The sequence below is a fragment of the Variovorax sp. genome, from assembly GCF_965279555.1.
In the GTDB taxonomy this organism is placed as follows: domain Bacteria; phylum Pseudomonadota; class Gammaproteobacteria; order Burkholderiales; family Burkholderiaceae_C; genus Variovorax.
The window spans coordinates 5,651,379-5,663,455 of sequence record NZ_OZ257247.1 but is presented as its reverse complement, the minus strand read 5'-3'; the positions used below and the strand labels follow the sequence as shown (position 1 = coordinate 5,663,455).

11 protein-coding genes are annotated in these 12,077 nt (G+C 66.2%); 7 read left to right on the top strand and 4 right to left on the bottom strand.

Features of this window, described 5'->3' with window-relative positions:
- Positions 1-130: 130 nt before the first annotated feature.
- Entirely contained in the window at positions 131-541 is a 411-nt protein-coding gene (locus ACQY8B_RS26590; RefSeq protein WP_422084669.1) for a rhodanese-like domain-containing protein, read from the bottom strand.
- A gap of 177 nt (positions 542-718) precedes the next feature.
- On the opposite strand from ACQY8B_RS26590, the gene ACQY8B_RS26585 reads away from it, so the two are divergent.
- The 5 genes from ACQY8B_RS26585 (at position 719) to ACQY8B_RS26565 (ending at position 5,708) form a co-directional block, all read left to right on the top strand.
- Positions 719-1,834: a TRAP transporter substrate-binding protein gene (locus ACQY8B_RS26585; protein WP_422084668.1), complete on the top strand. Its 1,116-nt coding sequence runs from the start codon at positions 719-721 to the stop codon at positions 1,832-1,834.
- A gap of 92 nt (positions 1,835-1,926) precedes the next feature.
- Positions 1,927-2,556: a TRAP transporter small permease subunit gene (locus ACQY8B_RS26580; protein ID WP_422084667.1), complete on the top strand. Its 630-nt coding sequence runs from the start codon at positions 1,927-1,929 to the stop codon at positions 2,554-2,556.
- Positions 2,553-4,478 carry a TRAP transporter large permease gene (locus ACQY8B_RS26575; RefSeq protein ID WP_422084666.1) on the top strand — a complete coding sequence of 642 codons (1,926 nt, stop codon included), beginning with the start codon at positions 2,553-2,555 and terminating at the stop codon, positions 4,476-4,478. Before ACQY8B_RS26580 ends, ACQY8B_RS26575 begins: the two co-directional genes overlap by 4 nt.
- 202 nt (positions 4,479-4,680) lie before the next feature.
- Complete coding sequence (locus tag ACQY8B_RS26570) at positions 4,681-5,388, top strand: hypothetical protein (RefSeq protein ID WP_422084665.1); 708 nt, start codon at positions 4,681-4,683, stop codon at positions 5,386-5,388.
- 2 nt (positions 5,389-5,390) lie between these two features.
- Positions 5,391-5,708 (top strand): DUF2645 family protein, encoded by a 318-nt coding sequence (locus ACQY8B_RS26565; protein WP_422084664.1) that lies wholly within the window; start codon positions 5,391-5,393, stop codon positions 5,706-5,708.
- Between the two features lie 38 nt (positions 5,709-5,746).
- Here the strand turns inward: ACQY8B_RS26565 and ACQY8B_RS26560 are convergent, their stop codons facing one another.
- Entirely contained in the window at positions 5,747-7,783 is a 2,037-nt protein-coding gene (locus tag ACQY8B_RS26560) for a PEP/pyruvate-binding domain-containing protein (RefSeq protein ID WP_422084663.1), read from the bottom strand.
- 187 nt (positions 7,784-7,970) lie between these two features.
- Between ACQY8B_RS26560 and ACQY8B_RS26555 the strand changes: the two genes are divergently transcribed.
- The gene (locus tag ACQY8B_RS26555; RefSeq protein WP_422084662.1) at positions 7,971-9,251 is read left to right on the top strand and encodes a hypothetical protein; all 1,281 of its coding nucleotides are present in this window, start codon (positions 7,971-7,973) and stop codon (positions 9,249-9,251) included.
- 3 nt (positions 9,252-9,254) lie between these two features.
- On the opposite strand, the gene ACQY8B_RS26550 is transcribed toward ACQY8B_RS26555, so the two are convergent.
- Positions 9,255-9,542: a zinc ribbon domain-containing protein gene (locus ACQY8B_RS26550; protein WP_422084661.1), complete on the bottom strand. Its 288-nt coding sequence runs from the start codon at positions 9,540-9,542 to the stop codon at positions 9,255-9,257.
- 234 nt (positions 9,543-9,776) lie between these two features.
- Between ACQY8B_RS26550 and gorA the strand changes: the two genes are divergently transcribed.
- Positions 9,777-11,135 carry a glutathione-disulfide reductase gene (gene gorA / locus ACQY8B_RS26545; RefSeq protein WP_422084660.1) on the top strand — a complete coding sequence of 453 codons (1,359 nt, stop codon included), beginning with the start codon at positions 9,777-9,779 and terminating at the stop codon, positions 11,133-11,135.
- Here gorA and ACQY8B_RS26540 read toward each other — a convergent pair whose 3' ends face one another.
- On the bottom strand, positions 11,136-12,050 hold the full coding sequence (locus ACQY8B_RS26540) for a ketopantoate reductase family protein (protein ID WP_422084659.1): 915 nt from the start codon (positions 12,048-12,050) through the stop codon (positions 11,136-11,138). It lies immediately after the preceding gene.
- Positions 12,051-12,077 lie beyond the last annotated feature (27 nt).

The following is a 12,077-nucleotide window of genomic DNA, read 5'->3' as shown; positions in this document are numbered from 1 at the left end:
TGGGCCGGGCCTATTGCACAATCGATTGTGCATATCAGCTCGATCGTATTGAGGCGTGGGCCGCGCGACCATCGGGGTTTACCTCACCGCTCTCACCGCTTCTGGGGCGCGGTGTGCGCCCGCCCTGCGCTTAGCTCTGCTTCCAGGGCAGCCCGCGCTTTCGCCAGCCGCCGGTCAGGCCACGGTGGCCGTTCTCGTCCGGATTGCCCTCGAAGCCTTCGAGGATGTTGTATGCCTCCACGCCCAGTTCGGTCGCGCGCTTCGCAGCCGCGACCGAGCGCACGCCGCTGCGGCACAGCATCACGAGCTTCCTGCCGCCCCTGGCCGCCGCGCGCACGCCGTCGTCGAAGGCCGGGTTCATCGCCATGCCCGGCCACTGCTTCCAGGCCAGCGGCACGGCGCCGGGCACGTAGCCGACCCACTCGCGCTCGGCGTCGGTGCGCACGTCGACCATCACGGCCTCGCCGTCGGCCATCCATTGCGCGGCCTGCTCGGGAGTCACGTCGCCGGCGTAGCCCTTGTTCTCGACGGGATCAGTCATCTGCTTTCTTCCTTGGAATGCGGGTTTTCAATGACCGGAATTTTTCACCGCTTCGTGAAAACCCTGTTTGTTGCGTGTTCCTGTGCGCCAAAGATGGGGGCTTGGGCCTGTCAAACCATAACTCCAAGACGGCAGCCTGGGTTCCCCCAGTCAGAACAGCCAATTGGAGAGAGACAAATGACAGACAGCAAACTGCCCCGCCGCCGCGGGCTGCTCAAGGGCGCCGCCGTGGCCGCCGGTGCCATGTCCGTGCCGATGGTCAGCATGGCCCAGACCACTTCGCTGCGCTTCCAGAGCACCTGGCCCGCGAAAGACATCTTCCACGAGTACGCGCAGGACTACGCCAGGAAGGTCAACGACATGGCGGGCAACCGCCTGAAGATCGAGGTGCTGCCCGCCGGCTCGGTGGTGCCGGCCTTCCAGCTGCTCGACGCGGTGGCCAAGGGCACGCTCGACGGCGGCCACGGCGTCGTCGCGTACTGGTACGGCAAGAACTCGGCGCTCGCGCTGTGGGGCTCGGGCCCCGGCTACGGCATGGACGCCAACATGATCCTGGCCTGGCACACCTACGGCGGCGGCAAGGCGCTGATGGACGAGATCTACAAGGGCCTGAACCTCGATGTCGCCTCCTACCTCTACGGCCCCATGCCCACGCAGCCGCTGGGCTGGTTCAAGAAGCCGGTGGCCAGGGCCGAGGATATGAAGGGCCTGAAGTTCCGCACCGTGGGCCTGGCGGTGGACGTGTTCACCGACATGGGCGCCGCCGTGAACCCGCTGCCCGGCGGCGAGATCGTGCCCGCGCTTGACCGCGGCCTGATCGACGCGGCCGAGTTCAACAACGCATCGAGCGACCGCGTGCTGGGCTTTCCCGACGTGGCGAAGAACTGCATGCTGCAGAGCTTCCACCAGAGCGGCGAGCAGTTCGAGGTGCTGTTCAACGGCAGCAAGCTGAAGTCGCTGCCGCCCGAACTCAAGTCCATCATCGAGTACGCCACGCAGGCGGCCAGCGCCGACATGAGCTGGAAGGCCATCGACCGCAACTCGAAGGACTATGAAGAACTGAAGAAGGCCGGAATCAAGTTCTACAAGACGCCCGACGCGGTGCTGCGCGCGCAGCTCGCCTCATGGGACAAGACCATCGCGAAGAAGTCGGCCGAGAACCCGATGTTCAAGAAGGTGCTCGACTCGCAGCGCGCCTTTGCCGAGCGCGCGGGCCAGTGGCAGAACGACTACTCGGTCGATTTCAAGATGGCCTACAACCACTACTTCGGACGACAGGCCAAGAAGGCCTGATGCGATTCATGTGACGCGAGGGCGCCCGGGCGGCGCCCTCTTCCATGCCTGCACGCATGCCGCGCACGGGTCGCGGCGAGGAGTTCGTTCCGATGCAATCTTTCCTGCTGGCGGTCGACCGGTTCTCCACATGGATCGGCAAGACCTTCGCCTGGTGCGCGCTGCTGCTCACGCTGCTCATCAGCTGGGAGGTGTTCTCGCGCTATGCGCTCAACAAGCCGCACGCCTGGGTGCTGGACGCGCAGATCATGCTGTACGGCGCGATGTTCATGACCGCCGGCGCCTACACGCTCTCGAAGAACGGCCACGTGCGCGGCGACGTGCTCTACGGCTTCTTCCGCCCGCGCACGCAAGCGACGGTCGACCTGGTGCTGTACATCGTGTTCTTCCTGCCGGGCATCGTCGCCCTCACCTGGGCCGGCTGGATCTACGCGGGCGAGTCGCTCGCCATCCGCGAGCAGACCTTCTCGGCCGAGCCGCTGCCGCTGTATCCGTTCAAGTACATCATCCCGCTTGCGGGCTTCACGCTGCTGCTGCAGGGCCTCGTCGAGATCATCCGCTGCGTGCAGTGCATACGGCAGGGCGCATGGCCTTCGCGCGAGCAGGACGTCGAAGAGGTCGACGTGGAGAAGCTCAAGGAAATGGTGCACGTGAAAGACGAGGACATCGCCGCGCTAGACCGCGTGGTGGTGGCGCAGACAGCCACCGGGGGGGCGCGATGATCCGCCGCGAACTCTGGTTCGGCCTGTCGTTCATGGCGCTGATCGTGATCGGCGCTGGCACCGTGCTGGCGAACGCGCCGACCATCACCAACGGCCACCTCGGGCTGCTGATGCTGTCGCTGGTGGTCGTGGCCATCATGCTGGGCTTTCCCACGGCGTTCACGCTGATGGGCATGGGCATGATCTTCACCTGGCTCGCCTACGACCGCGACTGGCACCGAACGCTCGACTTGATGGTGCAGTCGGCCTTCAAGACCATGGCCAACGACGTGCTCATCGCGGTGCCGCTGTTCGTGTTCATGGGCTACCTGGTGGAGCGCGCCAACCTCATCGAATCGCTGTTCAAGAGCCTGCACCTGGCGCTCGCGCGGCTGCCGGGCGCGCTCGCGGTGGCGACGCTGGTCACCTGCACCATCTTCGCGACAGCCACCGGCATCGTGGGCGCGGTGGTCACGCTGATGGGCCTGCTGGCGCTGCCGGCCATGCTGCGCGCGGGCTACAGCGTGCCGCTGGCCGCGGGCGCGATCACGGCGGGCGGGTGCCTGGGCATCCTGATTCCGCCGTCGGTGCTGCTGATCGTGTACGGCGCGACGGCGGGGGTGTCGGTGGTGCAGCTGTATGCGGGCGCCTTCTTTCCGGGGCTGATGCTGGCGTCGCTCTATGTGCTGTACGTGATCATCATCGCGTGGATCAAGCCGCAGTGGGCGCCGCCGCTGTCGCAGGCCGAACGCGTGGTGCCGCTGCCGCCGCTGTCGCAGCGGCTGGCCGAAAGCCCCGCCGCGCATGCGCTGGTGGGGCTGCTCAACGGCCGTCGCAATACCGGCGTTCCGTTCTCGCATGTGCTGAAGCAACTCGGCATCGTCGCGATGCCCGGCGTGATCTTCCTGCTGCTGGCGGCCTTCAGCTACAAGGCCGTGACCACGGTGGAGGCGCAGGCGCGCTACGACATCGAGGAGATCGGCGCCGTGCGCAGCGCACCCGGCGCGGGCGGCTTGCAGGAACCGCCGTCCGAGGGCGGGCTGCAGGAGCCGCCGCGTGAAGAAGGCCTGCAGGAGCCCCCCGGAGGGGAACAGGCACCGGAGCCAGCCGCAGCCGCCGCGCCGCTGGCCGAGCCGGCAGAAGCAGCACAAGGCGCCGCCGAAAGTGCCGCCGAAGCCGCCACCGAGCGCCCCGCACCCACCTGGTGGTGGGTCACCTTCGCGATCTTCGGTGCCATCGTCACGCTGTTCTACCTGTTCCTGAGCTTCGCGCGGCTCGAGATCTTCAAGATGCTGCTGGCATCGTTCTTCCCGCTGGTGCTGCTGATCCTTTCGGTGCTGGGCTCGATCGTGCTGGGCCTTGCCACGCCGACCGAGGCAGCCGCCATGGGCGCCCTCGGCGGCATGCTGCTGGCCGCGGCCTACCGGAGGCTGAACCTCACGGTGCTGAAGGAATCGATGTTCCTCACCGCCAAGACATCGGCCATGGTGTGCTGGCTGTTCGTGGGCTCGGCCATCTTCTCGGCCGCGTTCGCGCTGCTGGGCGGGCAGGCGCTGGTGGAAGAGTGGGTGCTGGGCATGAACCTCACGAAGGTGGAGTTCCTGATCCTGAGCCAGGTCATCATCTTCCTGCTGGGATGGCCGCTGGAATGGACCGAGATCATCGTGATCTTCATGCCCATCTTCATTCCGCTGCTCGACAACTTCGGCGTCGACCCGCTGTTCTTCGGGCTGCTGGTGGCGCTGAACCTGCAGACGGCCTTCCTCTCGCCCCCGGTGGCCATGGCCGCCTTCTACCTGAAGGGCGTGAGCCCGCCGCACGTGACGCTGAACCAGATCTTCCTGGGCATGCTGCCCTTCATGGGCATCCAGGTGCTGGCGATCGTGCTGCTGTACACGTGGCCGCAGATCGGGTTGTGGCTGCCGCAGTTGCTTTACAAGTAGAGCAAGGTCGTCGCGCGCTGCGCGTACTCCGACGCGGTTCCATTAACGATAAAGAGCCGAGCCGCCTTTGCAACTTGCTCCCGCATGAACCGCATGCCTATGAGCAAATATATGCTCAAGCGTGCAGAAATTCCCAGGCTGCGACTTAAGACATAGCAGACCGCCCCTACCATGATGCCTCAAATTAAAAAGGGAGTGGCACATGAGCGGCAGGGAGTTTTGCGCGCCAGACAATTCAAATCATCCCAAATGGAAAAGTTGGGACGTCTTCAAATGGCGCGTATTATCGGAAAAAATGGGTGGCGGGCGAGCATATCTACAAGCCTACAAAGACGGTTGGGTCGTTTACAATAAATTCCGTATAAAAGATGCGGCGGAGCAATACCGAATCCCTCCTGCGATGCTCGGCTGCGTCGCTTGGGCCGAAGTGGGCGGCAAACCCGACGGCATTAAAAGACCGGTATTCCAAGGACGCACGTTGCAGCGAACACTGGCGGGCAGACCCGTCAAGTTTGGAAAGCCACCCGAAGAAACGTCGGTTGGCGCGGTAAGCATTCAGCTGCGGGTTGCCTCGAAAGAGCTTGGCATACCGATCGAACTGTTGTCGTACTCCGATCGAATGAACCTGATTGCGTGCCTTGAGACCGACACGTTCAATTTGAACGTCGTTGCTCTCCATCTGAAAAATCTGATTTTGTACGACTACCCAGGCACCGATACTTCAAACCTCACTGACGAACAATTCATCGTCGCAGGCTCTCGCTATAACCGAGGCATCGAGCGTGCGTTGAATGAATTTATAAATTCAATAAAGCTTTCCCCTGGGAGCCAAGGGAGGCAATTTTCCGAATATGGGCGCAGAATGCTGGAGCATCGCGACCATATCTTAATGCTTCTCGAAAAAGTCTGACGATGAAAAGAATAGGCCTGGCAGTTGTATCGGCGTATGCCTTCTTTTGCATTTCCCTGATGCTTTTGATGCCCGTGAACAAGTATGAGTGGATGTTGGAAGAGTCGAGTGCAAAATCCGATGGGCTGACCTTTTGCGGATTGCCTATTGACAATGACATCAGCACCAGATTTTTCTCTGCCGCCTTTTTAATTCCACTCTTTGTTTTTGCGGCGATCCAGTCAATCAGAGAGAGAGAAATACATTACTCCCTTTGGATTGCCATTGCCTTGCTCGCGGTTTGGGGGTGGCGTTTTTTTATCTATTACCCGTTTTGCTGAGCTGGCAAGGCAAAGGGTTGAAGGTTCGCGGCTCTGTCTCAGCGCCGCCGCTCCACATACGGCCGCGCCTGCAGCAGCACGATCCTGTCGCCCACCGTCGCCCATTCGATGTCCTGATCGACCGCGTTGAAGGTGCGCTTCACCGCCGCGCCCACGTTGGCCAGGCGCACCACCAGCTCGTCGGTCAGCACGTTGCGCCCGGCCTCCACCGGCACTTCCTTCACGCCGCCGTCCTTGTCGAGCTGAAGAGCCGTGTCTTCGGCCGAACGACTCAGCACCTGGATGGCCTTGGACCAGCTCGAATACATCACCTGTTCCGCCACGCGTTGCCCTTCGACCACGCGGATGCCGATGCCGCGCTTGGCAGAGATGTAGGTGACGTGCGCATGCCCCGCGTCGAAGGGGTCGCGGGTGATCATCACGCCGGCATTGGTCGAGTCGATGGCGGTCTGCACGAACACGCCCATCAGCACCGATTCGGCACCAAAGCCCGCGGCGCCGCGCGCCTCCCATGCCTCGGGGTTGAACACCGAGGCCCAGACTTTCTTGACCGCGGTCTCGAGCGCGTCGCCTGTCTTCACGTTGGGCACGGTGGTGTAGAGCCCCGCGCCGCTGAAGCCGGGCAGGTCTTCGGAGTTGGACGAGCTGCGCACGAACACGCCACCGCCGCCCAGTTGCGACTGCCATGCGGCGCGCCATGAAGCGGCAGTGGCTGCATCAACCGGCCACTGCACGATCTCGTCGCGCAGTTGCGCCAGCGCCTTCTGGCGGACCTTCGGGTCGCTCGCGAAACCGGGTTGCTGTTGCATGCGTGCGATGCGCTCGCCCAGGCCGTTGGCACGCATGAAACGGTCGTAGTGCGCGAAGGGCACGCAGAAACCGTCGGGCACCGACGTGCCCGGAATGCGCGCAGCCTGCATGGCGCCGAGGTTCGCGGCCTTGGTGCCGCACTGCGCGCTGTTGCGCGCGCGCAATGAGGCCAGCGGCAGCAGGCGGGTCTCGCGCAGGTCGGGCTCGATGGCCTTCGCACCGCCGGGCGTGGCGCCGGCGGATGCGGTGCGCACGGCACGCGGCGGCAGCGCCGCGATTTCATCAGCCGTGAGGCGGCGCACCTGGTAGCCCGAAGCCGCGACCTTCAGCGCCACCCACTGGCCCGCATGCTCCCGCAGCACCGTCGCCGCGTCGCGCACGTAGGCGTTCGGAATGCCCCAGCCCTTGGCCAGCAGGTTGACGTGCGCCAGCGCGGTCGACGGCCGTTCGGTCAGCACGCCCGCCACCGGCGGCAGGCTCAGGGGCACCTGCCGCAGCACCGCGATGTCGTCGGGCAACAGTGCGTTGATGCCCGACTCGTCGTCCACCACGCGCACGCGGCCGGTGGCGGTGCCGACGTTCATCGGCAGATAGGGCTGCTCGCGGATCAGCGCCTCCTGGCTCACGTAGTCGATGCCGGTTTCCCTGGCGATGCGTTCGTGCAGCGTGGAGTTGGTCTTGAGCTTCACGGGCGCGAAGAAGCTGGCCTTTACCTGCGCATCGGCCTGCCGCAGCAGCGGCGCAGTGAGCCGGTCGCCTTCCCAGAATTCGTAGGTGAAGGCACCGATGTTCTGCTGCCAGCTCAGCGTGCCGAACAGGAAGCGGCGGTCGGGCACGAGGTAGTTGCGATCGATCTCGCGCTTGATGGTGTTGGGCAAAAGCCGCGTGTCGCGCAGGAACCGCACGTGCAGCTGGTAGCGCGGCGTGTCGATGTAGTACGTGCGCGGCGCCGGCTTCGCCTTCAGATCGACGACGAACAGCACGTGAGCCAGCTGCATCGGCGTGCCGGCGTCGTAGACGCGCGCCAGCTGGTCGAAATCGCCCTGGCTGCGCAACGCCGGCAGCGATGACGGCGCCGTCGGACGCGGCCCATGCGGCTGGGCCGGGCCCTGCTGGTTCTGTTGCTGATAGTAAGAGGGCTTGCGCGCGAGCTGGGCGGCTGCCGGCACCGCCGCGGTGGCGGCAATGCACAGCGCCAGCAGCGCCGGCCATCTCTTTTGGAAGCACACTTCGCCGGCAGGGCGTGTGTTGTTTTCGTTCTTCACTTCTGTTTCCTCCTTACAGCTGGTTGCCGAATGCACCTGCGCTTCACCAAGCAAAGGGACAGCGCTGACAGCGGCAGCGGATTCTCGCGCGTTACAAACAGGCAAACCAGGCGACCGGACCGCTTCGTACATCGGGGATCAGAGGAATCACATGAACCGCACAACACCTGGGCGCATTCGGCGCCCATTGCAACATTGGCTGCTCGGCATGGCGCTCCTGTGCGCCGGCGTCGCGGCCGGCGCACAGCCCGGCCCGTCGGGCCAGATCGCGCGGCTGAACCAGCAGCAGGGCACCGTGAGCGTCGCCCTCGCCGGCCAGGACCGCTGGCAGGCGGCCCGGCAGGGCGGCACGCTGTCGGTCGGCGACCGTGTTTGGACCGACCGCAACGCGCGCGCCGAGTTCTACATCGGCCCCGTCGCGCTGCGGCTCGGCAGCCAGACGCAGGTGGAGTTCTCGGGACTCGACGCCAACTTCGTGGACATCACTACCACCCAGGGCGAGTTGCAGCTGCGCGTGCGCGACGGCCTGGCGGGCCAGCGCCTGAAGATCCACACCGGCAACCTGCACGCGGTGATCACCGCGCCGGGCGAATACCGCTTTGCCGCCGACACGGCCACTTCCACCACCTGGGTGGCGGTGACGTCCGGCCAGCTCACGCTGTACGGCAAGAACGGCGCCTCGCAATTGCTGACCGACCGCCAGCAGACGACCGTGTCCGGACGCGACCTGACGGCCGTTGCGACCACGCGGGTGCAGAACGCCGGCTTCGACGCCTGGGTGGCCGAGCGCAACCGGATCGAGGAGCGGTCCTCCGGCACCGCCCGTTTCGGCCCGCCCGGCGTGCCGGTGCCGTCGGCAGTGCTGGCCGTGCCGCCACCGCAGGTGCGCTACGAGCCTGACTACCGGGCGCAGCAGGAGCAGCAGCTGGCCTGGCAGCGCGAGCAAGACTGGCGCCAGCAGCAGGAGCAGGAGGAATTCCGGCGGCAGGAAGATCTGCGCCGCGAACAGGAATGGCGCCAGCAGGAAGACTGGCGTCAGCAGCGCGAATGGCAGCAGCGGCGCGACTGGCGCCAGCAGCGCGCCGAGCAGGACCGCTGGCAGCAACAGCAGCAACAACAGCAGGCCTTGCGCCAGCAACAGGAGATGCAGCTGCGCGCCGCGCAGGCGCAGGCCATGCAGCAACAGCAACTGCTTCAACAGCAGCAGCGCGCGGCCCAGCAGGCGGCGCAGGCCCAGCAACAGCAGTTGCAGGCCCGCCAGCAGCAGGAAATGCAGTTGCGCGCCCTTCAGATGCAGCAGCAGGTGCAGGCCCAGCAGGCGGCGCAGCAGAACGCGTTGCGCCAGGCCCAGGAAGCGCAGCTGCGTGCGATACAGCAGCAGCAACGCGGCATGGCGGCGACGCAGCAGCAGCAGCAAGGGCAGAGCGAAGACCTGAAAAGGCTCTGGACCTCGCCGGACTCGCGCTGACGCTCAGGCGCGCGGCACGGCCTCCCGGAAAGACTGGCCGCACTGCGCGCAGAAACGCGCGCCGGCCTGCATCGTGGCGCCGCATTGGCGGCAGGCGGCCGGCAGCATCGGGCCGCCGCATTGCTGGCAGAAGCGCGCGCCAGGTACGTTGGCGGCACGGCATGCGGGGCACGCGATGCCGCCCCCTCCGGCCGGCGCAACGCTGCCGCCACCGTGGCCGGCATGCGAGCCGTGATTGCCGCCGCTGGCGTGCCGTGATCCCCCATGCCCCCCGAAAAGCCTTTCCAGCATGCCCATGTGTATCTCCCTGACAGGCGGCCCCGGGCAGCGTCGCCGGCGGCGATGAACTCCCGCAGGGCCTGGTGGAGACAGTGGAAACCCTGAAGCAACCTCAGGGTCAAGCATGCGCGCCAAGGCCCTTCGGCGGCACGGTGTACTGGCAGCGATTCCCCCGATACCGGCAAGGCCCGCCGGAAGCGCCGCGATCGCCCCGCCGCTAAAGTCGAAGGCAAGGAGCCTTTCTTCATGCCCACATTCGACTTCGATCTCTTCGTCATCGGCGGCGGCAGCGGCGGCGTGCGCGCCGCGCGCATGGCGGCGCAAACCGGCGCCCGCGTCGGGCTGGCCGAGGCCGCCGAGCTCGGCGGCACCTGCGTCAACGTGGGCTGCATACCCAAGAAGCTCTACAGCTACGCGGCCGGCTACGCCGAATCCTTCGAGGAGGCCGCGGGCTACGGCTGGACGCTGCCGCAAGCCCCGCAGTTCGACTGGGCACATCTCAAGTCGCAGCGCGCGAAAGAGATCGGCCGGCTCAACGGCATCTACGGCTCGCTGCTGAAGAACGCCGGCGTGACGCTCATCACCGGCTGGGCCCAGCTGGTCGATGCCCACACGGTAGAGATCGACGGCAAGCGCCACACGGCGCGCCACCTGCTGGTGGCCACCGGCGGCACGCCCTTCGTGCCCGACATTCCGGGCCGCGAGCACATCGTGACCTCCGACGCGATGTTCGACCTCGACCCGTTCCCCAAGCGCCTGCTGGTGGTGGGCGGCGGCTACATCGCCTGCGAGTTCGCCTCCATCTTCAACGGCCTGGGCGCCAAGGTGACGCAGCTGCACCGCCGCGCGCACCTGCTCACCGGCTTCGACGACGACGTGCGGCAGTTCCTCGCCCACGAAATGGGCAAGGCCGGCGTCGACCTGCGGCTCAACTGCGAGGCCGCATCGGTAGCACGCAATGCAGACGGCCTCACCGTCACGCTGGCACGCGGCCAGCAGATCGAGGTCGACACGGTGCTCTTCGCGACCGGGCGCGTGCCCAACACGCAGGGCCTGGGCCTCGAGGCCGCGGGCGTGAAGCTCGACGAAAAAGGCGCGATCGCGGTCGATGCGCACTACCGCAGCTCGGTGCCGTCGATCTACGCGGTGGGCGACGTCTCCACGCGCGTGCAGCTCACGCCGGTGGCGCTGGCCGAGGCGATGGTGGTGGTCGACGAACTCTTCGGCAAGGGCAAGCGCCGGCTCGACTACGAGTTCATTCCCACCGCCGTGTTCACGCACCCGAACATCGGCACCTGCGGCTACAGCGAGATCGATGCGCGCGCGAAGTTCGGCGAAGTGACGGTGTTCTCGAGCGAATTCAAGTCGCTGCGCCACACGCTGTCGGGCCGCACCGAGCGCACCTTCATGAAGCTGGTGGTCGACAAGGCCACCGACCGCGTGGTGGGCCTGCACATGGTGGGCGCGGATGCCGGCGAAGTGGTGCAGGGCTTTGCCGTGGCGATGCGCGCGGGCGCGACGAAGGCGCTGTTCGACAGCACCATCGGCATCCACCCCACCGCCGCCGAAGAGTTCGTGACCATGCGCGAACCCATGCCCGGCTGATCAGGCCTGCGCCGCCTGCTGCAGCTTGCCTTCCAGCAGCTTCACCAGCACGAACAGTACCCGGTTGGCCGGCGTCGGCACGCCCAGCGCCTCCCCACGCCGCACGACCAGCCCGTTGAGGTGGTCGATCTCGCTGAGCTTGCCGCGCGCCAGGTCTTGCGCGGTCGACGAGTACTGCGCGGGCATGGTCTGCGCGATGCCGCGCAGGGCGGCGTCGGTGTCGCCCGGCACCTCGATGCCCTCGGCCTTCGCCACCGCGAGGCATTCGGCCACCACGTCGCGGATCACGTCGCTCACGCCCGTGCCTTGCACGAGCACGCCGTAGGGCAGCTGCGTGATGGCCGACAGCGCGTTGTAGGCGCAGTTGAGGATCAGCTTGGCCCAGAGCGAGCCGCGCACGTTGTCCGAGATCTGCGTGGGCACGCCGGCCGCCACCAGATGCCGCGCGACCTCTTCGCTTCGGCGTGACGGCGCGATCACCAGCTCGCCGCGGCCGTTGTGCTTCACATGGCCGGGGCCGGCCATGCCGGTCGCCACGTAGACGACTGCCGCGGCCACCTCGTTCGACGCGGGCAGCACCGCGCGCACGCGCTCGTCGTTGTCCACGCCGTTCTGCAGCGTGAGCACCAGCGCGCCGGGCGCCAGGTGCGGCCCGATCTGCGCGGAGGCCGATTCGCTGTCGGTCGACTTGACGCAGAACAGCACGAGGCCGGCGCCCTTCACCGCGCCGGGTTCGGTGCTCGCGGCCATTCGCACCTGCTCGTCGAAAGCCCGGGTTTCCAGCCGCAGCCCGTTGGCGTTGACGGCCTCCACATGCACGGGCCGGCCGACCAGCACCACCTCGTGGCCCGCGCGCGCGAGCATGGCGCCGTAATAGCAACCGACCGCGCCGGCGCCCATGACTGCGACTTTCATCGATTCGACTCCTTGGATGTTGCGGGG

Bases quoted from the DNA above. Each gene is read 5' to 3' on its own strand.
- ACQY8B_RS26590 (WP_422084669.1), bottom strand. From the start codon at position 541: ATGACTGATCCCGTCGAGAACAAGGGCTACGCCGGCGACGTGACTCCC.
- ACQY8B_RS26585 (WP_422084668.1), top strand. From the start codon at position 719: ATGACAGACAGCAAACTGCCCCGCCGCCGCGGGCTGCTCAAGGGCGCC.
- ACQY8B_RS26580 (WP_422084667.1), top strand. From the start codon at position 1,927: ATGCAATCTTTCCTGCTGGCGGTCGACCGGTTCTCCACATGGATCGGC.
- ACQY8B_RS26575 (WP_422084666.1), top strand. From the start codon at position 2,553: ATGATCCGCCGCGAACTCTGGTTCGGCCTGTCGTTCATGGCGCTGATC.
- ACQY8B_RS26570 (WP_422084665.1), top strand. From the start codon at position 4,681: ATGAGCGGCAGGGAGTTTTGCGCGCCAGACAATTCAAATCATCCCAAA.
- ACQY8B_RS26565 (WP_422084664.1), top strand. From the start codon at position 5,391: ATGAAAAGAATAGGCCTGGCAGTTGTATCGGCGTATGCCTTCTTTTGC.
- ACQY8B_RS26550 (WP_422084661.1), bottom strand. From the start codon at position 9,542: ATGCTGGAAAGGCTTTTCGGGGGGCATGGGGGATCACGGCACGCCAGC.
- gorA (WP_422084660.1), top strand. From the start codon at position 9,777: ATGCCCACATTCGACTTCGATCTCTTCGTCATCGGCGGCGGCAGCGGC.
- ACQY8B_RS26540 (WP_422084659.1), bottom strand. From the start codon at position 12,050: ATGAAAGTCGCAGTCATGGGCGCCGGCGCGGTCGGTTGCTATTACGGC.